This window comes from Wenjunlia vitaminophila DSM 41686 (assembly GCF_000380165.1).
In the GTDB taxonomy this organism is placed as follows: domain Bacteria; phylum Actinomycetota; class Actinomycetes; order Streptomycetales; family Streptomycetaceae; genus Wenjunlia; species Wenjunlia vitaminophila.
The window spans coordinates 63,624-87,079 of sequence record NZ_KB904660.1 but is presented as its reverse complement, the minus strand read 5'-3'; the positions used below and the strand labels follow the sequence as shown (position 1 = coordinate 87,079).

The 23,456-nt window shown below is 71.9% G+C and carries 16 protein-coding genes; 4 read left to right on the top strand and 12 right to left on the bottom strand.

Annotated elements, in window-relative coordinates:
- Nucleotides 1–275: 275 nt before the first annotated feature.
- From ilvC to A3IG_RS0110335, 5 genes are all read right to left on the bottom strand, one after another.
- Nucleotides 276–1,274: a ketol-acid reductoisomerase gene (ilvC, locus tag A3IG_RS0110355; protein ID WP_018383493.1), complete on the bottom strand. Its 999-nt coding sequence runs from the start codon at nucleotides 1,272–1,274 to the stop codon at nucleotides 276–278.
- Between the two features lie 228 nt (nucleotides 1,275–1,502).
- Nucleotides 1,503–2,027: an acetolactate synthase small subunit gene (gene ilvN / locus A3IG_RS0110350; RefSeq protein WP_018383492.1), complete on the bottom strand. Its 525-nt coding sequence runs from the start codon at nucleotides 2,025–2,027 to the stop codon at nucleotides 1,503–1,505.
- 27 nt (nucleotides 2,028–2,054) lie between these two features.
- Nucleotides 2,055–3,914: an acetolactate synthase large subunit gene (locus A3IG_RS0110345; RefSeq protein ID WP_018383491.1), complete on the bottom strand. Its 1,860-nt coding sequence runs from the start codon at nucleotides 3,912–3,914 to the stop codon at nucleotides 2,055–2,057.
- Nucleotides 3,915–4,122: 208 nt separating this feature from the next.
- Nucleotides 4,123–6,948, bottom strand: a complete 2,826-nt coding sequence (locus tag A3IG_RS0110340; RefSeq protein ID WP_040911179.1) for a putative bifunctional diguanylate cyclase/phosphodiesterase — start codon at nucleotides 6,946–6,948, stop codon at nucleotides 4,123–4,125.
- A gap of 337 nt (nucleotides 6,949–7,285) precedes the next feature.
- On the bottom strand, nucleotides 7,286–8,212 hold the full coding sequence (locus A3IG_RS0110335; protein WP_026220110.1) for a 2-hydroxyacid dehydrogenase: 927 nt from the start codon (nucleotides 8,210–8,212) through the stop codon (nucleotides 7,286–7,288).
- 71 nt (nucleotides 8,213–8,283) lie between these two features.
- On the opposite strand from A3IG_RS0110335, the gene A3IG_RS0110330 reads away from it, so the two are divergent.
- From A3IG_RS0110330 to A3IG_RS34530, 3 genes are all read left to right on the top strand, one after another.
- On the top strand, nucleotides 8,284–9,288 hold the full coding sequence (locus A3IG_RS0110330) for an aldo/keto reductase (protein WP_078500257.1): 1,005 nt from the start codon (nucleotides 8,284–8,286) through the stop codon (nucleotides 9,286–9,288).
- A 282-nt stretch (nucleotides 9,289–9,570) separates the two neighbouring features.
- On the top strand, nucleotides 9,571–10,713 hold the full coding sequence (locus tag A3IG_RS0110325; RefSeq protein ID WP_018383487.1) for a PQQ-dependent sugar dehydrogenase: 1,143 nt from the start codon (nucleotides 9,571–9,573) through the stop codon (nucleotides 10,711–10,713).
- Nucleotides 10,714–10,968: 255 nt separating this feature from the next.
- On the top strand, nucleotides 10,969–11,139 hold the full coding sequence (locus tag A3IG_RS34530; RefSeq protein ID WP_018383486.1) for a DUF6191 domain-containing protein: 171 nt from the start codon (nucleotides 10,969–10,971) through the stop codon (nucleotides 11,137–11,139).
- A 92-nt stretch (nucleotides 11,140–11,231) separates the two neighbouring features.
- Here the strand turns inward: A3IG_RS34530 and A3IG_RS0110315 are convergent, their stop codons facing one another.
- Together A3IG_RS0110315 and A3IG_RS29270 are read right to left on the bottom strand one after the other, a co-directional pair.
- Nucleotides 11,232–14,255 (bottom strand): helix-turn-helix transcriptional regulator, encoded by a 3,024-nt coding sequence (locus A3IG_RS0110315; protein WP_018383485.1) that lies wholly within the window; start codon nucleotides 14,253–14,255, stop codon nucleotides 11,232–11,234.
- A 328-nt stretch (nucleotides 14,256–14,583) separates the two neighbouring features.
- Nucleotides 14,584–14,763 carry a hypothetical protein gene (locus tag A3IG_RS29270; RefSeq protein WP_018383484.1) on the bottom strand — a complete coding sequence of 60 codons (180 nt, stop codon included), beginning with the start codon at nucleotides 14,761–14,763 and terminating at the stop codon, nucleotides 14,584–14,586.
- A 414-nt stretch (nucleotides 14,764–15,177) separates the two neighbouring features.
- Here A3IG_RS29270 and A3IG_RS35110 point away from each other — a divergent pair, with 414 nt between their 5' ends.
- The gene (locus A3IG_RS35110; protein WP_018383483.1) at nucleotides 15,178–17,199 is read left to right on the top strand and encodes a protein kinase domain-containing protein; all 2,022 of its coding nucleotides are present in this window, start codon (nucleotides 15,178–15,180) and stop codon (nucleotides 17,197–17,199) included.
- Nucleotides 17,200–17,277: 78 nt separating this feature from the next.
- Here the strand turns inward: A3IG_RS35110 and gatB are convergent, their stop codons facing one another.
- From gatB to A3IG_RS29260, 5 genes are all read right to left on the bottom strand, one after another.
- On the bottom strand, nucleotides 17,278–18,774 hold the full coding sequence (gene gatB, locus A3IG_RS0110300) for an Asp-tRNA(Asn)/Glu-tRNA(Gln) amidotransferase subunit GatB (RefSeq protein WP_018383482.1): 1,497 nt from the start codon (nucleotides 18,772–18,774) through the stop codon (nucleotides 17,278–17,280).
- Nucleotides 18,775–18,886: 112 nt separating this feature from the next.
- Nucleotides 18,887–19,108, bottom strand: coding sequence for a hypothetical protein (locus tag A3IG_RS0110295; protein WP_040911193.1), 222 nt, complete (start codon nucleotides 19,106–19,108; stop codon nucleotides 18,887–18,889).
- A 14-nt stretch (nucleotides 19,109–19,122) separates the two neighbouring features.
- Nucleotides 19,123–20,616: an Asp-tRNA(Asn)/Glu-tRNA(Gln) amidotransferase subunit GatA gene (gene gatA, locus A3IG_RS0110290; RefSeq protein ID WP_018383480.1), complete on the bottom strand. Its 1,494-nt coding sequence runs from the start codon at nucleotides 20,614–20,616 to the stop codon at nucleotides 19,123–19,125.
- 7 nt (nucleotides 20,617–20,623) lie between these two features.
- Nucleotides 20,624–20,923, bottom strand: coding sequence for an Asp-tRNA(Asn)/Glu-tRNA(Gln) amidotransferase subunit GatC (gene gatC / locus A3IG_RS0110285; protein ID WP_018383479.1), 300 nt, complete (start codon nucleotides 20,921–20,923; stop codon nucleotides 20,624–20,626).
- A gap of 295 nt (nucleotides 20,924–21,218) precedes the next feature.
- Complete coding sequence (locus A3IG_RS29260) at nucleotides 21,219–23,351, bottom strand: putative bifunctional diguanylate cyclase/phosphodiesterase (RefSeq protein WP_040911178.1); 2,133 nt, start codon at nucleotides 23,349–23,351, stop codon at nucleotides 21,219–21,221.
- Between the last annotated feature and the right edge of the window lie 105 nt (nucleotides 23,352–23,456).

Below are 23,456 nucleotides of genomic sequence, written 5' to 3'. Positions count from 1 at the left end.
GAGGTTGCTGTGCTCACGTGGTCCTCGCTTGCTCCTTCGCGCACGACCGGTCCCTTCGGCCGCGCTGCGGGCGATGGCGATAGGGATGTCCGCGTGGAAGACGCACGACGCTGTGAGCCTGACGCGCTACTCGCAGTCTAGTCACCCCGCCGAGACGTTCCCGCGCCGTTCGGCCGAATCCGCCGCCGCGTCATCGGGGCGGCAAGGGAGCAGGCCCGCCCCCGACCAGCGCTGGGCGCTGACCGGGGGCGGGCCTGCCGTCGGCCTGGGGCAGCCTATGCCTCCTCGTCCATCCAGCTCATCAGCTTGCGCAGCTTTCGGCCGGTGGTCTCCAGGGTGCTCTCGGCGTCCGCCTTCTTGTACTCGTTGTACTTGGGCAGTCCCGCCTTGTACTCGGCCATCCAGCTCTTGGCGAAACTTCCGTCCTGGATCTCGGCGAGAACCTTCTTCATCTCGGCCCGGGTCTCGTCGGTGACGATGCGCGGGCCGGTGACGTAGTCGCCCCACTCGGCCGTCTCCGAGATCGACCAGCGCATCTTCTCCAGGCCGCCCTCGTACATCAGGTCGACGATCAGCTTCAGCTCGTGCAGGCACTCGAAGTAGGCGATCTCCGGCTGGTAACCGGCCTCGACCAGGGTGTCGAAGCCCGCCTTGACGAGGGCCGAGGCACCACCGCAGAGGACCGCCTGCTCACCGAAGAGGTCGGTCTCGGTCTCCTCGGTGAAGGTGGTCTTGATCACGCCGGCCCGGGTGCCGCCGATGCCCTTGGCGTAGGACAGGGCCAGCTCGAACGCCTTGCCGGTGGCGTCCTGCTCCACCGCGGCGATGCACGGCACCCCGCGCCCCTCCTCGAACTGCCGGCGCACCAGGTGGCCCGGGCCCTTGGGGGCGACCATGCACACGTCCACGCCGGCCGGGGGCTTGATGAAACCGAAACGGATGTTGAAGCCGTGCCCGAAGAACAGGGCGTCGCCGTCCTTCAGGTGCGGGGCGATCGACTCATTGTACACGTCCGCCTGGATCGGGTCCGGAACCAGGACCATGATCACGTCAGCCTCGGCTGCCGCCTCGGCGGCGGTGACCACCCGCAGCCCCTGCTCCTCGGCCCTGGCCCGGGACTTGGAGCCCTCCGGCAGGCCCACCCGGACGTCGACGCCCGAGTCACGCAGGGACAGCGCGTGGGCATGGCCCTGGCTGCCGTAGCCGAGGACCGCGACCTTGCGGTTCTGGATGATGGACAGGTCGGCGGCGTCGTCGTAGAACAGCTCGGCCACTTCGGAGTTCTCCTTGTTCACGAATGGTGCGTCGTTCGCGGATGGTGCGTCGTTCACGAGTGGTGCGTCACACCGTATGCCGCGGGGTGGGGGTGTTGCTCGGTACGTGGCGCGCGCCCGCGGCAGTGGGTGCCGACGGCGGACGCGGCCCGGGGACGCCGGGACCCGGTGGGGTCCCCGTGGGTCCGGCCCAGCCGGGCCCGGGGCCGTGCCCGGGCCCCGTGGGGACTACGCCGAGCGGTCCAGCGCGCGCAGCGACCGGTCGGTGATGGACCGCCCGCCGCGACCGATGGCGACCACGCCGGACTGGACCAGTTCCTTGATCCCGTACGGCTCCAGCATCTTCAGCATCGCCTCCAGCTTGTCGCCGCTGCCGGTGGCCTCGATGGTGACCGCGTCGGGTGAGACGTCCACCGTCTTGGCCCGGAAGAGCTGGACGATCTCCACGATCTGCGATCTCGTCTCGTTGTCGGCCCGGACCTTCACCAGGACCAGTTCCCGCCGGATCGCCGACGACGGGTCGAGCTCAACGATCTTCAACACGTTGACCAGCTTGTTGAGCTGCTTGGTGACCTGCTCCAGGGGCAGTTCCTCGACGCTCACCACGATGGTGATCCGGGAGATGTCCGGGTGCTCGGTGGTCCCGACGGCGAGCGAGTCGATGTTGAAGCCGCGGCGGAAGAACAGCGCGGCGATCCTGGCCAGGATCCCGGGCTTGTTCTCCACGAGGACGGAGAGCGTGTGCTTGGACATGGTCGGGTTCTTCCGTTCCTCGTCGGGTCAGTCGTCGGAGTCGCCGAAGTCCGGACGGACATCGCGGGCGGCCATGATCTCGTCGTTGGAGGCGCCCGCGGCGACCATCGGCCACACCATGGCGTCCTGGTGCACGATGAAGTCCACGACCACCGGTGCGTCGTTCAGCGCCAGTGCCTTCTCGATCACCGCGTCGAGCTGGTCCGGGCTCTCGCAGCGCAGGCCGTGGCAGCCCATGGCCTCGGCCAGCTTGACGAAGTCGGGGACCCGGGTCCCGGCGGGGGCCCGGCCGGTGCCGGAGTCGAGCGAGTCGGGGCCGCTGTGCAGCGCGGTGTTGGAGTAGCGCTGCCCGTAGAAGAGCGTCTGCCACTGGCGGACCATGCCCAGCGCGCCGTTGTTGATGATCGCGACCTTGATCGGGATGTTGTTCAGCGCACAGGTGACCAGCTCCTGGTTGGTCATCTGGAAGCAGCCGTCGCCGTCGATCGCCCAGACCGTGGCGTCCGGGCGGCCGGCCAGGGCACCCATGGCCGCGGGGACCGCGTACCCCATGGTGCCCAGGCCGCCCGAGTTCAGCCAGGTGCCGGGCTTGTCGAAGGAGATGAACTGCGAGGCCCACATCTGGTGCTGCCCCACCCCGGCGGCGTAGATCGTGTCCTCGCTCGAGAGCTGACCGATGCGCTCGATGACCTGCTGCGGGGAGAGACTGCCGTCCGCCGGGGCGTCGTACCCGATGGGGTACGTGTGCTTCCAGTCCTTCAGCCGGTTCCACCACTCCGAGTAGTCGCCCTTGCGGCCGGCGTCGTGCTCCGCCTGCACCGCGACGACCAGGTCGGCGATGACCTCCCGGGCGTCGCCGACGATCGGGACGTCCGCCAGCCGGTTCTTGGAGATCTCCGCCGGGTCGATGTCGGCGTGGACCACCTTGGCCCCCGGGGCGAAGGTGTCCAGCCGACCGGTGACCCGGTCGTCGAACCGGGCGCCGAGCGCGACCAGCAGGTCCGCCTTCTGCAGCGCCGCGACGGCCGGCACCGAGCCGTGCATCCCGGGCATGCCCAGGTGTGCCGGGTGGCTGTCCGGGAACGCTCCGAGCGCCATCAGCGTGGTCACCACCGGTGCTCCGGTCAGCTCGGCCAGGACCCGCAGCTCCGCGGTGGCCCGGGCCTTGAGCACACCGCCGCCGACGTACAGCACCGGGCGCTTCGCCGCGGTGATCATGCGCGCCGCCTCGCGGATCTGCTTGGCGTGCGGCTTGGTCACCGGCCGGTACCCCGGCAGGTCGGTCGCCGGGGGCCAGCGGAAGGTGGTCTGCGCCTGGAGGGCGTCCTTGGCGATGTCCACCAGGACCGGGCCCGGGCGCCCCGTGGAGGCGATGTGGAACGCCTCAGCGATGGTCCGCGGGATGTCGTCGGCGTCGGTGACCAGGAAGTTGTGCTTGGTGATCGGCATGGTGATGCCGCAGATGTCCGCTTCCTGGAAGGCGTCGGTGCCGATGGCCTGGGTGGCGACCTGCCCGGTGATCGCGACCAGCGGGACGGAGTCCATGTGGGCGTCGGCGATGGGGGTCACCAGGTTGGTGGCCCCCGGTCCCGACGTCGCCATGCAGACACCGACCCGGCCGGTGGCCTGCGCGTAGCCGGTGGCCGCGTGCCCGGCGCCCTGCTCGTGGCGGACCAGCACGTGGCGCACCCGCGAGGAGTCGAGCAGCGGGTCGTAGGCGGGGAGGATCGCCCCGCCGGGGATACCGAAGACGGTGTCGGCCCCGACCTCCTCCAGGGCGCGGATGAGGGACTGCGCCCCGGTGAGCCGCTCGGCGGGGGCGGAGGGCTGCGCCGCGTTGCGGCCCCGCGGCTGCGGATGATGGGTCCCGGTGGCCTGCTCGGTCATCTGCCTTCTCTTCTCGAGAGGTGGTGCTGGTGGGGAAGGTGGGGTTTCTCGGCAAACAAAAAACCCCTCGTGCCCTTGGGCAAGCGAGGGGAGCGCGTCAGCTTGGGGATCACTGGGACGGGACCGCCCAGGATCAGCCGACGCGCCAGCCGAGTACGAGAATTCGGGTGCGCATGGCACCGACCTTCCTCCGACATCGTGCGGAGTGTCAAGCCGGTGGGACGGACGTCTCATCATGCGAGCCAGGAAGGTGGTGGGCGGGGAGCGCTCCGGCGGGCACCACCGCGGGCGGGGACGCATGTGGCACCGGGTAGGCGCCGGCCGCGAGGGCGTGCTCGAGCTGCTTGTGCTCCAGGGGCCCGGAGAAGACCAGGCCCTGGGCGTAGGTGCAGCCCATGGCCCGCAGCGCCTGTGCCTGCTCCGGGGTGTCCACCCCGTCGGCGATGGTGGTCAGACCCAGCTCGGTGGCGAGCCGGAGCATCCCGGCGGTGAGCTTGTAGAGCCGGTCGCACTCCAGCACGCCCTCCACGAAACTGCGGTCGATCTTGACTATGTCCACCGGGAGCCGGCGCAGGGCGGTCATCGATCCGGAGCCCGCGCCGAAGCAGTCCAGGGCGATCCGCACCCCCATCCGCTTGAGACCCTCCAGACGCCGCTGGAGCTCCTCCATGGAGTCGCGCGGGTCGCTCTCCGAGACCTCGAGCACCAGGCCGTCGGGGGCCAGTCCGAGGCGGCGGACGACCGCCTCGATGCCGTCGTCCGGCACGCCCCGGTCGAGCAGTCGCTTGGCGGAGATCCGCACCGCCACGGGGGTGCGGTACCCGGCCCGGCGCCGGTCCGCGGCCTGCTCCACGGCCTCTCCCACGAGCCAGCGGCTGAGCTCGGCGGTGCGGCCGGAGTCCTCGGCCATCCGCAGGAACTCCGCCGGGGTGAGCAGGATGCCCTGGGCTGACCGCCACCTGGCCTGGGCCTCGACGATGGAGATCCTGCCGGTGACCAGGTCCACCACGGGCTGGTGCAGCAGGGCGAACTCGCCCTCGTGCAGTGCGGCCCGCAGCCGCCCGGCCAGCTCGGTGCGGCGCACCACGTCCGCCTGCATCTGCGGGACGTACATCTCCACGCGGCCCTTGCCGGCGGACTTGGCGCGGTACATCGCCAGGTCGGCGTTGCGCATCAGCTCGGTGCAGGTGATGCCGGGCTCGGCGAACGCCACCCCGATGCTGGCCGCCACCCGCACCGTGGTGCCGGCCACCCGGTAGGGCTCAGAGAGGGAGAGCCTGATCCGGTCGGCGACCTCACGGATCTGGAACTCGCGCAGGTAGCGGTCCTCGCTGCCGCCGCAGACGAGCGCGGCGAACTCGTCACCCCCGAACCTGGCCACGGTGTCCGCCGCCCGGACCGCCTCCTGGAGCCGGCGGGCGGCGTGCACCAGGAGCTCGTCCCCCGCCTGGTGTCCCACGGTGTCGTTGACGGCCTTGAAGCCGTCCAGGTCGATGAAGAGCACCGCGGCCACCCCGTCGCCCGTCCTGCGGCCACCGAGCGCCTGGCGGACCCGTTCGGTGAACAGCGCCCGGTTGGGCAGGTCGGTGAGCGCGTCGTGGGAGGCGCTGTGCTGCAACTGCGCCTGGAGCCTCACCCGCTCGGTGACGTCCCGGCAGTTGAAGATCAACCCGTCCTGGTGCCGGTTGACTGTGGACTCCACGTGCAGCCAGGTGCCGTTGCCGGAGCGGATGCGGCACTCGATGCGGGTGGCCGCCTCCTCCGACGGTGGCGCGGTGAGGAAACGGCGCAGCTCCCTGAGCAACGGGCCCAGGTCGGCCGGGTGGACCAGCCGGGCGAACTCGGTGCCGACCAGGTCCTGCGGGGACCGCCCGTAGACCCCCTGGGAGGCGGGGCTGACGTAGCGCAGCACGCCGGTGGGGGTAGCGATCATGATGACGTCGCTCGAGCCCTGCACCAGGGAGCGGAAGTGGTTCTCCTTCTGCGCCAGCTCCTGGGTGAGCGAGATGTTGTCCAACAGCATGATGCCCTGCCGGATCGCCAGCGCGAGCACCACCAGGCAGCAGGTCAGCAGCACCACGCGGTCCACCCGGCGGCCGTGCAGGGCGCTGTAGATGATGCCCAGGCTGCACACCGCGGCGGCGACGTACGGGGTCAGCGCGGTCAGCGCGCCAGCCACCCGGCGCACCGGCTGGGTGACCACCGCGGCGCGCATCCTGCGGGTCGCCCTGGCCGCGTCCTCGCGGGCGCTGACCCAGGGTGCGTAGGCCAGCATCATGCTGCCGCTGAACCACCCGGCGTCCAGGAGCTGTCCCGAGCGGTAGCTGTCCCGCAGCACCGGGGTGGTGAAGAGCGCGTCGCACAGCACGGTGACGGCGAGCGCGGCGAGCGCGGTGTTCACCGCCGCCCGGTTGGCGGACGAGCGGCGGAAGCGCAGTGCCAGCACCATGCTGACCATGACGATGTCCAGCAGCGGGTAGGCGAGGGTGATCGCCGTGCGCAGCGAGTCCCCCGAGCTGGAGTCCGCGGTGTGCGCCAGCGCCAGGCTCCAGGTCAGGGTGATCAGCGACCCGGAGATCAGCCAGCTGTCGAGCCCGAGGCAGACCCAGCCGAGCCGGGTGTAGGGCCGCTTGGCCAGCACCAGCAGGCCGACGATGGCCGGCGGGGCGAACAGCAGGAAGAAGCAGTCGGCCAGCGACACCGAGGGCACCGGGCGGTCGAGGACGACCTCGTACCAACCCCACACGGCGTTGCCGGTGGCCACCATGAACGACGAGGTGGCGAAGAGCACCCAGGCCGGCCGGCTGCAGCCGGGGGACCGGTGCGCGTACCACAGGCAGGACGCCCCCGCGCACAGCGAGGCCGCACTCAGCCCGAAGTCGCCCATGACCGCGGCGAGGAAGGCCGTGCCCCAGCCGGCGGCGGAACCCGCGGCGTAGGCGATGCACAGCAGGGCCACCAGCACGGGCGGCAGCAGCCCGGGACGGCCGGTGGCCACCGGCGCCCGGCTCAGGACAATGCTGGGCGAGCTCACTTCACTTCCCGCCCTTCCCGGTGCCCTCGGACCGGTGCACTCGGATCCGATCCCGCGTCGGGTTGGTGTTTCGGCAGTTACCGGTCCAGTTCTTGGTCCATTGGCCGCACATCGCCCGTCGCCCCCCTTGGGTCCGTGACTCGTTGGGCTTATTCCGGCGTCCGCACTCACCCCCGGGTAATTGGGAGTTACGGTGCATCCCCGCTCCGTGACGATACACCAGGTTGGTCACTCAGGGACATAGCCAATGCACTCAGCGTAACCAAATCGGGTGGTGCAGACACTCAGTGCAGTCAAAGGGCCGTCAAACGCCTTCTTCTCGCTGAAATAAGGCAAGTCAGCTCATGACAATGACATTTTCCAGTGGTTCTTCGGAGAGATAGCGCCGAACCTGGGCGCGAACCAGACGTCGCGCACGCGGGAGGAATGCGGTGCTGCTGCCACCCACGTGGGGACTGATGAGGATGTTGGGCGCGTGCCACAGGGGGTGCCCGGGGGGCAGCGGCTCAGGATCGGTGACGTCCACGGCGGCGTGCAGCCGGCCGGCCTCCAGCTCCCGGAGCAGCGCCCCGGTGTCCACCACCGCTCCCCGGGACACGTTCACCAGCAGCGCGCCGTCCTTCATCCGGGCCAGGAACCCGGCGTCCACCAGACCACGGGTGGCCTCGGTGAGCGGTGTGACGACGATCACGACATCCGCCCTGGGCAGCAGGTGTGGCAGGTCGTCGTGGGGGCGCACGGGGCCGCGTTCGGTGGTGCGGGCGGTGCGTGCGACCCGTTCCACGTCGCACTCGAAGGGCGTGAGCCGGTCCTCGATGGCGGAGCCGATGGCGCCGTAACCCACGATGAGCACCGTGCGGTCGGCGAGCGCCGGATAGAAGCCGGCGTACCACCGCTCCGCGTCCTGCCCCCGGACGAAACGGGGGACGCCGCGCAGCGACGACAGGACGAGGGTCAGCGCGAGCTCCGCGGTGCTGGCCTCGTGCACGCCGCGGGCGTTGCAGAGCGTGACCCCGTCAGGAATGTGCGGCAGCAGGTTGTCGACACCCGCGGTAAGCGTCTGCACCACCCTGAGTCTCCGCATCCGGCGCAGCAGCGGCACGGCGCGCTCCCCCTTCACATAGGGCGGTACGAAGAATTCCACGTCCTCGATTCCAGGGGGGAGTTCTTCTTCTCCGTCCCAGTGGCCGTATTCCGGCCCCTCGGGCAGACCTTCGATTTCGCCGGGCGAGAGGGAGAGCCAGATGCGTTTCGTCGTAGCCATGCCAGGAGGCTAGTCACCAAACGTTAGTTTGGTGACTCCACCGGTATGGGGAGTTGCGGAAGGACGGCCGGGTGGAGCTCAGGAGAATAGGTGCGGCGACTCTCGAAGTGGGCGCCGTGGGACTGGGCTGCATGCCCATGAGCTGGGCGTACAGCGCCTCGAAACGGAGCGGGGAGGAGTCACTGCGCGCGGTGCGGGCCGCACTTGACCACGGCGTGACTTTGCTGGACACAGCGGACATGTACGGTCCTTTCACCAACGAGCTGCTGGTCGGAAGGGCGTTGCGGGGGCGGAGGGAGAACGCGTTCCTGTCCACCAAGTGCGGGTTGCTGGTGGGGGAACAGCACCTGGTGGCGAACGGCCGTCCCGAGTATGTGCGGCGGGCCTGTGACGCCTCCCTGCGCAGGCTCCAGACCGATGTCATCGACCTCTACCAGTTGCACCGGGTGGACCCCGAAGTACCCCTCGCGGAGACCTGGGGAGCCATGTCGGAGCTGGTCACAGCGGGTAAGGTCCGCGCACTCGGGTTCTGCGCCGTGGGGGTGCGCGGCGACCGGCGCGGGGGCGCGAACAGAGGCGCAGACGTGCATTCGGACACGCTCAGTAACCTCTCGTGCGCGCAACAGGTGTTCCCCGTCTCCTGTGTGCAGGCGGAGCTCTCCGTGTGGTCCCCCGAGGCACTCGACACCCTGCTGCCCTGGTGCGCGGCCCGCGGGGTGGGGCTGCTCGCCGCCATGCCGCTGGGCAACGGGTTCCTGACCGGCACACTGCGGCCTGGTGAGGGCTTCGAACGGGACGACGTGCGGGCCCGGCACCCGCGGTTCACCGCGGAGATGATGGCCGCCAACCAGCCGATCGTGGTCGGTCTGCGTCGGATCGCCGAACGCCACGGGGTGACGGCCGCACAGGTGGCGCTGGCCTGGGTGCTCGCCCAGGGCGTCCAGGTGGTGCCGGTGCCGGGCACCAAGCGAGAACGCTGGGCCGTACAGAACGCCGGGGCGGCCGACGTACGGTTGACCGCACGGGACCTCGCGGAGATCGCGGCCCTGCCCCGGGCCCGTGACTCCTGGGACTGACCGGCGCCGCCCCCCGGCGCACAGGGCGCACGGTGGGGGCAGAGGCAGGGGCGGGCGCCGAGGGCGCCCGGCAGAGGGGGCGGCGGGAGGGCCAGCGCGGTGCGCCCAGCGGTTCACCGCGTGCGCGCGGCCGAATCGTGCTGTGCTTGGGGCATGGACCGCCACGGACCACGTCGAGTCGCCGCCCGAACCCCACGAGGAGCGGGCACGGGCAAGGCCACTCCGGGGGAGACCGCCCCCCGGAGCGCGCCCACACGCCACGTCACCGGCCGCGGCGCCGCGGTGCGCGGTGCCGCGGCCGGGATCGTCACCGCGGCGCTGCTCGCCGCGGCCGCCTGCTCCTCGAGCGACGACGCCCCGAAGTCCGCGGCCTCCACGCCCCGCACCACCGTCGGGGTCTCCCCGTCCGGCTCGGCGCCGCCGGCCGGGTCCTCCCCCAAGGTGACCGTGGCAGGGACGATCACGGGCAACCTGAAGACGCCCTGGGGGATGGCCTTCCTCCCGGACGGAACCGCCCTGGTGGGCTCCCGGGACACCGCCGCGGTGGTACGCGTCACCGAGGACGGGGACAAGGAGCCGGTGGGTACCGTCCCCGGGGTTCGGACCGCGGACGGAGCGGGCGAGGGCGGGTTGCTCGGCCTGGCGGTCTCGCCGACCTTCGAGCGTGACCACCTCGTCTACGCCTACCTCACCTCCCCGCGGGACAACCGCATCGTGCGGATGCGGCTCGAGGGCGACCAACTGGGACGGCCCTCCCCCGTGCTGACCGGGATTCCCAGCGGCACCAACCACAACGGCGGGCGGATCGCGTTCGGCCCGGACGGCATGCTGTACGCGGGCACCGGCGAGCGGTACGAGTCGTCCCTCGCCCAGGACAAGAGGTCGCTCGGCGGGAAGATCCTGCGGATGCGGCCCGACGGCGAGCCCGCACCAGGCAACCCCTTCCCCGACTCCGTCGTATACAGCCTGGGCCACCGCAACGTCCAGGGTCTCGCCTGGGACGCCCAGGGCAGGTTGTGGGCGTCGGAGTTCGGCCAGCACACCTGGGACGAGCTCAACCTGATCCGTCCGGGCGGGAACTACGGTTGGCCCGTGGTGGAGGGCATGTCCGACGACGAGGCCAAGAAGAAGAAGTACATCAACCCGGTCGCCCAGTGGCGCACCGCCGAGGCGTCACCGAGCGGCATCGCCTACGCCGACGGAGCGATCTGGATGGCGTCGCTGCGAGGAGAGCGGCTGTGGCGGGTCGTCCTGGACGGCACCCGGGTCAGCGGCAGGCCCAAGGCGTTCGTCACCGACCGCGGGCGGCTGCGCACGGTGGTCCACGCACCCGACGGCTCGCTGTGGCTGACCACCAGCAACACCGACGGTCGCGGGGCGCCGCGGGACGGGGACGACCGGCTCCTGCGCCTCACCGTGCGCTGACCGGCGGTGGTTCCTCCCCGATCGACGACGTGCCGGTGTGGCTTCACGGCGGAGCAGCCAGGCCGTGGATGCTCCGTCGTGGGGCTCCCGGGCGGTGTGCCCGCACCCGGGGCACCACCGAAGGCTGGCAGGGTGCCCAGACGCCGACGGCGAACTTACGATGGGACCGAGCCACGGTCCCCACGGCCTCGCGGCCGAAAGGACGCCCGCTCCGGCCGGAGCCGGGGACACCCACGCGGACGAACGGATGGCGACATGCTCGGAGGCGTCTTCGAGGAACTCTTCGCACCCGGGCGCAGGCACGCCGAGGACGAACGCAACCGCCTCGCCCTGACCCGCGACGAACCCGGCGACTCCGACCCCGGCAGCGGCCCCATCGACCTGGACTCGGGGGTCGTGGTGATCCGTCCCCGCCGCACCGACTGACCGGGCCGGAGCCGTCACAGCCGGCGTCGCGGACGGCGGGGCGGCCGGCTCCCCCCACCCGAGCGCCCACCGTGAGCCGACGCCGGCCGGGGTCACGCCGGTTGGAAGAGACCCAGCCGGTGGACGAGCGCGGCGGCCTCACCACGCCCGGTGACGTTGAGCTTCCCCAGGATGTTCGACACGTGCACGCTGACCGTCTTCGGTGAAATGAACAGCTCCTCGGCTATCTGCCGGTTGCTGCGCCCGGCCGCCACCAGCCGCAGCACCTCGGCCTCCCGCCTGGTCAGCCCCAGGGAGGAGTCCGGGGACTCCGGCTCCCGTTCCTCCGGCTCCCTGGGGACGTCGGTGAGCGCGATCCTCGCCCGGTCGGCGAGCTGCCGGACGTCCCGGGACAGCCCCGAGGCGCCCAGGGCGTCGGCTGTGGCCACGGCCCGGCGCAGTTCCCCGGCGCCGCGCCGCCTGTCGCCCGCACCGAGCAGCGCCTCGGCCAACCGGTGTCTGGCGACCGCGACCGGATACGGCCAACCCACCGGCTCCAGTGCGCCCACCGCCCGTTCCCAGAGGTCCACCTCGGCGCAGCCCTCGGCCCTGGCCAGCTCGGCCTCCAGCATCAGTGACCACGCGGACCACACCGGCACGTGGCACGGCAGGTCGGCGGCGGTGGCCCTGATGCGGGCCAGTACGTCCGGGCGCTCCCGCTCCGACCCCGGCAGCCCCAGCGACTCGGCCTCCGCCCGCGCCCCCTGGAACAGCAACGGCCACACGTAGCGCTCCAGGCCGGCAGGGAAACCGGGGGGCTTGAGCGCCTCCAGGAGCCGGCTGCGTGCCAGCGCGAACCTCCTGCCGCGGGCAGCGAGGCCCACCTGGAGGGCGCTCAACGGCGCCTTGTGCTGCGGCTGTGGGTAGCCGCCCAGGTGCTCGACGGCCAGGGCCGTGTACTTCTCCGCCGCGGCCAGCTCGTCCCGCAGCAGGGACAGCGTGGCCATGCGCAGCTCCAGGGAGCCCTTGGTGTGCAGGGTGCGCACCCACTCGATGCCCTGTTTGTACCTCGCCTCGGCGGCCTCCCACTCGCCGAGGGAGATCAGTGACTCGACGAGGTTGCCCAGGATGAACGCGCCCTTGTCACGGGACAGGCGGTACCGGTCGGCCACGGCGACACCGGCCACGGCCACCTCGACCGCCTCGGCGGACCTGCCGGCGCCCTCCAGGCTGGAGGAGAGGTTGGTATAGCCGCGCGCCAGCACGTCGGTACTGCCCAGGTCCCTGGCGCGGCGCACCAGGTCCTGGAGCTCGGCTATCTGGGCGTGCGGCGGCTCCTGCTCGGACTGCATGGTGGCCAGGCTGATCCTGGCGTGCAGCTCCACCTCGGGGGCCCCCACCTCCACGGCGAGCCGCACCGCCTCCTGCCCGATCTCCACGCTGTGGGGAGTGGGGACGTGCAGCATGTCCCAGGTGGCGACCCGGCTGAGCACGTCGGCCCGGACGGCGGACGGGGGCAGCCCCTCGACCAGCCGCTGCGCGGTGAGCAGCTCCTCCTTGCCGTCACCGAGCCCGAGGGCGGTGACGGTGTGCGAGCGCTGGGTCCAGAACCAGGCGGTGCGCAGGGGGTCGTCGGCGGCGTTGAGCTGGCGCAAGGCGAGCTTGACCATCCGGTGGGCCCGCTCCCAGGAGCTGGCCCGGCGGGCGGCCACGGTCGTCTCGGCCAGCAGGTCCAGGTAGCACAGCGGGGCGTCGCCCGCTGTGGGGGAGCCGTAGGGCGGGTAGACGGCGTCCGGCGCCCCGGCACCGGGCAACGACTCGCGCGTTTCCGGGGAGACCGCCTCCCACAGCTCGAGCGCCCGCTCCAGCAGGGCCAACTGCTCGGAGTAGGCGCTGCGCCGCCTGGCCACCCGAGCCGCCTCCAGGGCGGCGGGAAGCGCCTTGTCCGCGTCCCGGGCGTTGTGCCAGTAGCTGGCGAGCCGTGCGGCCCGCTCCTCGCTGGGGACCAGCTCGGGGGACGCCTCCAGGGCTTCGGCATAACGGCGCTCGAGCCGGCTGCGCTCCCCCGGCAGGAGGTCGTCCACCACGGCCTCCCGCACCAGTGCGTGCCGGAACCGGTAGCCGTCACCCTCGTCGGTGGGGACCAGGATGTGCTCGCCGACCGCCCGGCGCAGCGCGTGGAGCAGCTCGTCCTCGGGCAGCCCGGCCACCGCTGCGAGCAGGGGGTACTCCACCCGCGACCCGCCTCCCGCGGCGACCCTGACCACTGCCTGGGTGTCCTCGGGCAGCGCCTCGACCCGGACCAGTAGCAGGTCGCGCAGGGAGTCGCTGATGTTCGTGCAGCCGGAGTGGAGGTTGCACGCCAGTTCCTCGACGAAGAACGCGTTCCCCTCCGACAACCGGTAGACCCGGCTCACCAGGTCCTGGTCCGGCTCGGCGGCGAGGATGCCGGCGAGCTGGCGGGCCACCTCCTCGGGGGTGAACCGGGAGAGCTCCAACCGCTCCACGGTGCGCAGCCGGTCGAGCTCCGCGAGGAACGGGCGCAGGGGGTGCCTGCGGTGCAGGTCGTCGGCCCGGTAGGTGGCCACGATCAACAGCCGGCCCCGTTGCACCGAACGGAAGAGGAAGGCCAGCATGTCCCGGGTGGACCGGCCGGCCCAGTGCAGGTCCTCCACCGCGAGCACGATGGTGCGGTGCTCGGAGAGCTTCTCCAGCAGCGCCACGGTCAGCTCGAAGAGCCGCCCGCGCCCCGCCTCGTCGTGGGACTCCCGAGCCACCTCGCCGAGATCGGGCAGGAGCCTGGCCAACTCTCCCTCATGGCCCGCGGCAGCCGCCCGCAACTCGGGCCCGAGCTCCCGGTGGAGCGTCCGCAGCGCGGTGACCAGCGGGGCGAAGGGCAGGCCGTCGGCGCCGATCTCCAGGCAGGCACCGACCGCGGCGACCGCCCCGGCCTCCTGCGCCCGGGCCAGGAACTCCTCGAGCAGGCGCGTCTTGCCCACGCCGGCCTCACCGCCGACGAGGAGCGCCTGGGGCTCCGCGCGGTCGGCCCGACGCAGGGCGACGTCCAACGCCGCCAGCTCTTCCTCGCGGCCGACGAACACGGGACTCACGGACATGGTCTGCACACTGCCGAGCATGACATACCGCTCTGACAGTTCCTCCTGGATATTTCGGGGCGGCCCCTCCCGGGTCGGACAGGGAACGCCCACCGGGTTCGGTACGGCCCGCAGGGGCCGGCCGTCAGAACTGGACCTCCACACCACGGGGGCTCCTCCCGTTCGACACGGCTGCGACTCCACGAGGGGTCCATCGGTTCATCGGACGGCCCCCGGGTCGTCCTGCCGACGTGGGTGACGGTCATGTCGTCCTACGTCGGCAGCGGACCCGTGCGCTCAGCAGCGCCCAGGGCCTGTCTGATGAGTGGCGCCGTCCGCCCGGAGGGCGGCGGGATTCATCAGACAGGCCCTAGGCGGCGGTACGGAACTGGTCGCTCGTCCGCGGGGCTGAGCCCCACGTGCCCCTCCGGGCCCGGCGGCGCCCCCGGGCTGCCTTCGCCGCCCGCTCGGCGAGCCGCTCACGCTCAGCCGTGGCGCGGAGTTCGGCGGCCACCATTTGGTGCGCCTCGTAGTGGTAGTACGAAAACACGGTTCTCCTTGTGCTGGCCGGGAGGTTTCCCCGGCGACTGCACCCACTCTGGCTCCTCGAGGGGGTCCGGCACATCGGGAGATCGCCGCATCCTGGGTCGGTCCGGGGCCTTAGTCCCCGGGCGCAACAGGCGGCGGACTCCTTAGTCAGGCACTGACCCGTGCCTAGGCACCGACGACGCGTCCGACGCCGGAAGGGGCCAACGGGGAGCCAGGTGCCCGTGTGGCGGTGCCACACCGCGCCGTAGGGGACTGTCGCGATTCGGTTACACGCAGGTTGCAGGATTCCGTTGACCCCGGGGGATGCGGCGGGCATGGTGAACCGGCCCTGCTTGGATGGGACCCTCACATCCCTCACGGTCCATCACATCAGCAGTAATACGTCCCCCTTGAACGTGGAACGGGAGCAGTCCGCATGGACAACAGCTTGTACATCGGCCCGGATACGGCGCCTGACCGCTACCGGCTGGTTCGCTCGATAGGCCGGGGTGGCGAGGCCACCCTCTACCTGGCCGAGCTCAAGCTGGCAGGCGAAACCGAACCGGTGGTCGTCAAGGTGCTCGACTCCAAGGTCACGCTCTCCCCCGAGCACTTCGCGAAGGTCAGCGAGAAGTGGAACGAGCAGGCCGAGCTGCTGCGCTTCGTTCACCGTCTCGGGGTGGTGGGGGTGCGTGAGCACTTCGAGGGCCCCCCGACACACCGCCAGGGAAAGGGCGACGACACCGCGGGACGTGCCCTGTACCTGGTGATGAACCACGTGGACGGCCTCGACCTGCGGGACTGGCGGGCCGAACGCAGCATGGACACCCCGGGCGAGCGGCGGGAGGCCATGCGCTGCCTCGAGCAGCTCGCCGACGTGCTGGACTGGCTCCACCTGGGCAAGGGCACCCCGTCGGGCCGCACCGTGGTGCACGGCGACCTGTCCCCCGGCAACGTGATGGTGGACGGCAACGGCCAGGCCACGCTGGTGGACTTCGGCCTCAGCAAGCTGACCGCCGACCACCAGACCGTCGAGGTGTGGTTCACCCCGGGCTACGCCGCTCCGGAGGTCTTCGAGGGCAAGCGCTCCCCGGCCACCGACCGCTACGCCTTCGGCGCCATCGCCTACTTCCTGCTCAGCGGGGAGTCCCCGCCCAGCACCCCGGAGCAGTTGCGGGCGGCGTTCCGCCAGCTACCGGTGATCGCCACGGTGGACGAGGAGCGGGTCGACCGGATCCTGTCGGTGTTCTCTCCCGAACCCAGGGACCGCCCGGACACCCTGTCGTCCTGGGTGCGTGAGCTGCGGTTCGCCGTGGTCTCCACCAAGTCCGCCGCCGCGGACAGCGTGGGCCAGCCCGCTCCGCCCAGCACGCCTCCCCCGCCGGCCAGGCCGCCCGCGGACGCCGTTCCCCCACCGCCCAAGCCCGCGTTCGGGCCCGCGCTCACCGGTTCCTCGGTGCCTCCGGTGCCGCCGCCCACGACCGTCCCGCCGAGCACGCCGCTGCACCCACCGGCCGCGTTCTCCGCGTCCCCGACCCAACCGACCCCGCCTGCTCAGCCGACCCCGCCTCCGCCGGTCCCCACGCCCACCGGTGACCCGTTCCCCGCGCAGGTCGGGTTCCAGACGCCCGCCCCGCAGCCCGCTCCCGTTCCCCAGGCCGCTCCCGTTCCGCAGCCGGAGCCGGTCGTCACCCCGGAACCGGCCCCCGGTGCGGACACCGCACGGCTCACCGTGCCCGACCCCGTGGTCACGCCCCGGCCCGCCCCCGAGCCGTCCCGCCCGGACGATCCCGAGCCGCCGCGCCGGCGTGGCCGCCGCGGTCTGAAGGTGGCCGGTGCGGTGTTGGCGATGCTGGTCGTCGCGGGCGCCACGGCCGCCGGGATGAAGGCGCTCGAGGGCGACGACGAGAAGCCGAACAACACCGCCAAACCCGGCGCGACCGTCACCGTGACCCAGACGCAGACCCAGGGCGCTCCCCCACCCACGGACGACCAGCCGGACGGGGAGAACCAGGGCACGGGAGAGACCGGTGACCCCTCGGCCGACGGGGCGTCGTCGGTGACCCAGGCGGACGAGCAGTCGCTGACCACGATGTCGCCGATCTCGGAGAACAGCGAGTTCGCCATCGAGGCCGCGGCCATCGACGGCAAGGACTACAGCGACGCGTTCGTGGTGGACAGCGGCTGCGGCAGCACCCTGGAGTTCAACCTCAACCGTGACTGGAAGGAGTTGAACCTGGTCGCCGGCATCGAGGACAACTCGCCGAACAGCTCGGCCCGGCTCATCATCAACATCGACGGCAAACCGCTGTTCAACGAGCAGATCGCGCTGGGCGAGCCGCACGACCTCAAGCTCGACGTGAGCGGCGGCCTGCGCCTGTCCATCACCGTCGAGGACCCCAGGGAGTACTGCTCCTCCGGCATCGTCGGGCTGGGCAGCCCCATGCTGACCCGCTGACACACGCGTGGTGCCCCGGTCGGTCCGGCGTCGGACCGACCGGGGCACCACGCTTCGGGGACGCCGTGGGCGCACCCGTCAGCCGGAGACGCCCAGCCGCTGGAGGATCAGCTCCTTCACCCGGGCCGCGTCCGCCTGGCCCCTGGTCGCCTTCATCACCGCGCCGACCAGGGCGCCGGCCGCGGCCACCTTGCCGCCACGGATCTTGTCCGCGACGCCCGGGTTGGCGGCGATCGCCTCGTCCACGGCCGCGCCCAGGGCACCCTCGTCCGAGACCACCTTCAGGCCGCGGGCCTCCACCACCGTGTCGGGGTCGCCCTCACCGGCCAGCACGCCCTCGATCACCTGGCGGGCCAGCTTGTCGTTCAACGAGCCCTCGGCCACCAGCGTCGCCACCCGGGCGACCTGTACCGGGGTGATGGCCAGCTCGGACAGCTCCACCCCGTCCTCGTTGGCCCGCCGGGCCAGCTCACCCATCCACCACTTGCGTGCGGCGTCCGGCCGCGCCCCGGCCTCCACCGTGGCGACGATCAGCTCGACGGCACCGGCGTTGTGCGCCGAACGCATCTCGTGGTCGGACGCGCCCCACTCGGCCTGGAGCCGCTGACGGCGCTCGCGCGGCGGCTCGGGGAGGGTGCCGCGCAGTTCCTCGACGTAGGCCCGGGCGGGGGCGACGGGGACGAGGTCCGGCTCGGGGAAGTACCGGTAGTCCTCCGCCTCCTCCTTGACCCGGCCCGGCGTCGTGGTGCCGTCGTCCTCGTGGAAGTGTCGGGTCTCTTGGACGATGGTGCCGCCCTCGCCGAGCACGGTGGCGTGCCGCTGGATCTCGAACCGCACGGCGCGCTCCACCGAGCGCAGCGAGTTCACGTTCTTGGTCTCACTGCGGGTGCCGAACCGGGTGGTGCCCAGCGGACGGAGCGACAGGTTGGCGTCGCAGCGCATCTGACCGAGCTCCATCCGGGCCTCGGACACGCCGAGCGCCCGGATCAGCTCGCGGAGTTCGGCCACGTAGGCCCTTGCCACCTCGGGCGCCCTGGCCCCGGCGCCCTCGATGGGCTTGGTGACGATCTCGATCAGCGGAATCCCGGCCCGGTTGTAGTCGAGCAGCGAGTGCTCGGCGCCGTGGATCCGGCCGGTGGCCCCGCCCACATGGGTGGACTTGCCCGTGTCCTCCTCCATGTGGGCGCGCTCGATCTCGACGCGGAACGTCCCCCCGTCCACCTCGACGTCGAGGTAGCCGTTGAAGGCGATCGGCTCGTCGTACTGGGAGATCTGATAGTTCTTCGGCATGTCCGGATAGAAGTAGTTCTTCCGGGCAAACCGGCACCGCTCCGCGATCTCGCAGTTCAGGGCGAGCCCGATGCGGATCGCGGACTCCACCGCGACGGCGTTGACCACCGGCAGCGAGCCGGGCATGCCGAGGCAGGTCGGGCAGACCTGGCTGTTCGGCGGGGCCCCGAAGGTCGTCGCGCAGCCGCAGAACATCTTGGTGCGCGTGCCCAGCTCGACGTGGACCTCGAGGCCCATCACCGGGTCGTACGACGCCAGGGCGTCCTGGTACGACACCAGGTCCATGACGCTCACAGTTCTCTCCACCTTCCAGTCGGCCACGCTCTTCGGGCCACGTTGGTGTCGTCGGCCGGGCCGGGGCCGTCCGGGCCCGCTGGGCCGCGCCGGGTCTTCCGTCCTAGCGGGCCAGGATGTCGTCGCTGTCCAGGCGGCGCAGCTCGCGCACGAGCAGTGCGACACCGGTGGCGATGGCGACACCGCTCACGACGGCGTCCAGCAGTTGCAGCCGGTCGCCCTCGCTCTTGGCCTGTCGGGCCTGCTTGAGCACCCCGACGGCGCCGAACAGCGTCGTGCCGATCGACAGGTACGTGCCGGTCTTGCTCTTCTTGAAGCTCTTCATCCGGTCGAGCGTGCTCACAGTGCCGGTGCCTCCTCAAGCAACGGGTGGCCCCAACGGGCGGTGAACGCGGCCTCGACCGCGCCGCCCACCCGGTAGAGCCGGTCGTCGGCCATGGTCGGGGCGATGATCTGCAGACCCACGGGAAGACCGTCCTCGCGGGCGAGGCCGCAGGGCACGGACATGGCCGCGTTCCCCGCCAGGTTGGCCGGGATGGTGAACAGGTCGGCGAGGTACATCGCCATGGGGTCGTCGACGCGCTCCCCGATCGGGAACGCGGTGGTCGGGGTCGTCGGCGAGACCAGCACGTCCACCTGCTCGAAGGCGGCGGCGAAGTCCCGGGTGACCACGGTGCGCACCTTCTGCGCCTGGCCGTAGTACGCGTCGTAGTAACCGGACGACAACGCGTAGGTGCCCAGCATGATCCGACGCTTGACCTCGGGGCCGAAACCGGCCTCGCGGGTCAGCGCGGTGACCTCCTCGGCCGAGTGCGTACCGTCGTCCCCCACCCGCAGCCCGTACCGCATCGCGTCGAAACGGGCCAGGTTGGAGGAGGCCTCGCTGGGCGCGATCAGGTAGTACGCGGGCAACGCGTAGGTGAACGAGGGGCAGGAGATCTCAAGGACCTCGGCGCCGAGCTCCCGCAGGAGCTCCACGGCCTCGGTGAACCGCTCCTTCACCCCGGCCTGGTAGTCCTGGCCCACGAACTCCTTGACCACGCCGATCCGCATGCCCCGCACGTCGGCCCGCCTCGCGGCCTCGACCACCGGCGGGACCGGGGCGTCGATGGAGGTGGAGTCCAGGGGGTCGTGACCGGCCATCACCTCGTGCAGCAACGCCGCGTCCAGCACCGTGCGGGCGCAGGGACCGCCCTGGTCCAGGGACGAGGAGAAGGCGACCATGCCGTAGCGGGACACCCCGCCGTAGGTCGGCTTGACGCCGACCGTACCGGTCACCGCCGCGGGCTGCCGGATCGAACCGCCGGTGTCGGTGCCGATCGCCAGCGGCGCCTGGTACGAGGCGAGCGCCGCGGACGAGCCGCCGCCGGAGCCACCGGGGATGCGGGTCAGGTCCCAGGGGTTGCCGGTGGGACCGAAGGCGCTGTTCTCGGTGGAGGACCCCATGGCGAACTCGTCCATGTTGGTCTTCCCGAGGATCACCACCCCCGCTTCCTTCAGGCGTCGGGTCACCGTCGCGTCGTAGGGCGGGACCCAGCCCCGCAGGATCCGGGAGCCGACGGTCGTGGGGACGCCCTTGGTGGTGAAGATGTCCTTGAGGGCGAGCGGAACGCCGGCCAGCGGGCCGAGCCGCTCCCCGCGGGCCCGACGCTCGTCCACCGAGCGGGCGGCGGCGAGCGCGCCCTCGCGGTCCACGTGCAGGAAGGCGCGCACCTTCTCGTCCACCGCGTCGATGCGGTTCAGGTGGGCCTGCGCCACCTCGACGGCGCTGGACTCACCCGAGGCGACGGCCTCGGCGGTCTGGGCCGCGGTGAGCCTGGTGAGGTCGGTCATCTGTGGATCAGTCCTCTCCCAGGATCTGCGGCACCTTGAAGCGCTGCTCCTCGGCCGCGGGGGCGCCGGCCAGGGCGTCCTGGGGGGCCAGCGACGGCCGCACCTCGTCCGGACGGGTGACGTTGGTCAGCGGCAGCGGGTGCGACGTCGGCGGGATGTCGTCGTCGGCCGCGATCTCACCGACGCGGGCGACCGCGTCGATGATCGCGTCAAGCTGTTCGGCGAAGTGGTCGAGCTCTTCGTCCTTCAGCTCCAGACGCGACAGCCGGGCGAGGTGGGTGACCTCCTCGCGCGTGATGCCAGGCATGCAGCGATCCTCAGGGTGGGTGTGTGGTGCTGGGCTGTCTTCGCCGCCAATCCTAGGCGTTGTGCCACCGGACACCGCGCGTCCCCCGACGTGCTCGCCCCGATCGTCCCGCCCCGGCACGGGCCACGTGGCCGCGCACCGGCCGTTCACCTCGGGACGGTGGCGCGCCGCCACCCCGGAGCGCGCCTCGACGTGACGCACCCGGGCCCCCCGTGCCGGGCGCGCCGCGGGTCGGGAGGGGGGCCGGCGGGACCAGGCCCGCGGCGGCGTCAGGGGGGCGTCAGGGACTGGGATGTCAGGGGCGGGGGCGAGCCGTGGCGTCGGCCGCCGGGTTGATTGGGGCCCGGGAGCGCGGGAGCTTCCTCGGCGGCGGGTCCTGGAACATGATCGGAACGGGGGTGCCCGCGCCCCTGCCGCGGAGCCACGCGGTGGTCTCGTCCGGTGGCATGGCGGCAGCCACCAGCCAGCCCTGGACGGCGTCGCAGCCGAGGTCGCGCAGCCGTTCCCAGGTCTCGTCGTCCTCCACGCCCTCGGCGACGACCACGAGCCCCAACGAGTGGGCCAGTTCTACCGTGCAGCGCACGATCTCGGCGTCCTCGGCGTCGACGGCGAGCCTGGCCACGAACGACCTGTCGATCTTCAGCTCGCTCACCGGGAGCCGGCGGAGGTGGACCAGCGACGAGTACCCGGTGCCGAAGTCGTCCAGCGACATCCGCACCCCGTGGCCGGTCAGCCCGGCCAGGGTGTCGGCTGCCCGCTGCGGGTCCTCGAGCAGCACGTGCTCAGTGATCTCCAACTGGAGGGAGCCCGGGGGGACACCGTGCCGGGCCAGACGGGCGGCCACCGCGCCGGCGAACCCGGGGCTGTGCACGTCGCGCGGCGAGACGTTCACCGCGACCTGCACGTCGAACCCGTCCGCCCGCCACCTGGCCACCTGCCCCAGTGCGGCCTCCAGCACGTACTCGGTGAGCTGGGGCATCAGCCCGGAGGTCTCGGCCAGGGTGACGAACTCGTCCGGGCTCACCCGTCCCCGCTCCGGGTGCACCCAGCGGACCAGCGCCTCGAGGCCGGCGATCCTGCCGTCGAAGGTGACCTTGGGTTGGTAGTGCAGCGCTATGTCGCCGGCCTCCAGCGCCCGGCGCAGGTCCCCCAGGAGGCCGAGGCGGTCCGGGGTGTTGGCGTCCCGGGACGACTCGTAGACCTCCACGCCGCTGCGGTCCCGCTTCGCCTGGTACATCGCCACGTCGGCCCGGCGCAGCAGTCCTTCGGCGTCCACCGCGTGGTCGGGGAAGACGCTCAGGCCGGCGCTGGCGCCCAGGACCAGGGTCAGCCCGTCCAGGTTGACGGGGGCGTTGAGCCCGGCGACGAGGGTGCGGGCGACACGCTGGGCCCGGGTGATGGAATCCGCTCGGGGCAGTAACACGGCGAACTCGTCGCCGCCGAGCCGTGCCACCTCCGCGCCGCGGGGCATCGAGGAGCGCAGCCGCTCGGCGACCTGGAGCAGTAACCGGTCACCGGCGAGGTGCCCCAGGGTGTCGTTGACGGACCGGAACTTGTCGAGGTCGATGAGGATCAGCGCGGCGCGGTCGCCGTTGTGCTCGGCCTCGTCGAGCGCCACCCACACCCGTTCCAACAGCCACTGACGGTTCGGCAAACCGGTCAGCGGGTCGCGCAGTTGTTCCTCGGCGCGGGCCCGGACCATCCACAGGGTGCTGTCCAGGGCCATCAGCGGCACGGCGAACAACGGCAACAGCACCGGGCGGTGGGCGGCGACCGCGGCGATCAGCGGGGAGATGCCGAGCAGGGCGACGCCCACCATGCCGTGCCGCAGGATCTCGGTCCGCAGCACCGTGCGCAGTCCGCCGGACGGTGCCGCGGTGGCCGCCCAGAGCAGGACCCGGGTGGCGAGCAGGTAGGCGAAGGCGGCCGAGACCACTGCGGGCACCGCCGCCGCGTCCCATTGGATGGGCAGCCACGGGTGCTCCACCGACGGGGTCACGCCGAACGCCGCGAGGGACAGGGCCGCTGCCCCCACGCCCAGGATGTCCACCGAGCCGCGTAGGCACGCCTCGCGCCAGCGGTGCCGGCGGGCCGCGCCCACCAGCACCACCACGGCCAGGCTCACCAGGACGGCGGGCACCCAGCCGTGCAGCAGCAGCACGGCGAGGGTGAGCGAGGCCCCCGACCCCGCGCCTCCCCACCAGCGGTCCCTGCCGAGGGCCACCAGATGCCCCACGACCAGGCCGGTGAGGATGGCGAAGGCCCACCCCACCGAGCCCGAGGGGAACAACGCCCGTCCGTCCGTGAGGAGGTGGAGCACTCCGATGGCGAGCGTGACCGCCCCGGCCACGGTGACCACCGCGGGGACGGCGGGCAACGCGGCCCGGCGGGCCACGCCCTGGGGCGTAGCGCTGTCCCTCATGTCCATGCCCGTCCCTCTCGCAGCCTGTGGGCCCTCAAAGCGGTCCAAGGGTGTCGTGCCCGCGAGGCGGCAGAAGGTAGCCGTTGACCAGCGGATGCAGGCGCGCAACCT

Coding starts and splice junctions, on each gene's coding strand:
- ilvN (WP_018383492.1), bottom strand. CDS start 2,027: ATGTCCAAGCACACGCTCTCCGTCCTCGTGGAGAACAAGCCCGGGATC.
- A3IG_RS0110345 (WP_018383491.1), bottom strand. CDS start 3,914: ATGACCGAGCAGGCCACCGGGACCCATCATCCGCAGCCGCGGGGCCGC.
- A3IG_RS0110335 (WP_026220110.1), bottom strand. CDS start 8,212: ATGGCTACGACGAAACGCATCTGGCTCTCCCTCTCGCCCGGCGAAATC.
- A3IG_RS34530 (WP_018383486.1), top strand. CDS start 10,969: ATGCTCGGAGGCGTCTTCGAGGAACTCTTCGCACCCGGGCGCAGGCAC.
- A3IG_RS0110315 (WP_018383485.1), bottom strand. CDS start 14,255: ATGCTCGGCAGTGTGCAGACCATGTCCGTGAGTCCCGTGTTCGTCGGC.
- A3IG_RS35110 (WP_018383483.1), top strand. CDS start 15,178: ATGGACAACAGCTTGTACATCGGCCCGGATACGGCGCCTGACCGCTAC.
- gatB (WP_018383482.1), bottom strand. CDS start 18,774: ATGGACCTGGTGTCGTACCAGGACGCCCTGGCGTCGTACGACCCGGTG.
- A3IG_RS0110295 (WP_040911193.1), bottom strand. CDS start 19,108: ATGAAGAGCTTCAAGAAGAGCAAGACCGGCACGTACCTGTCGATCGGC.
- gatA (WP_018383480.1), bottom strand. CDS start 20,616: ATGACCGACCTCACCAGGCTCACCGCGGCCCAGACCGCCGAGGCCGTC.
- gatC (WP_018383479.1), bottom strand. CDS start 20,923: ATGCCTGGCATCACGCGCGAGGAGGTCACCCACCTCGCCCGGCTGTCG.
- A3IG_RS29260 (WP_040911178.1), bottom strand. CDS start 23,351: ATGGACATGAGGGACAGCGCTACGCCCCAGGGCGTGGCCCGCCGGGCC.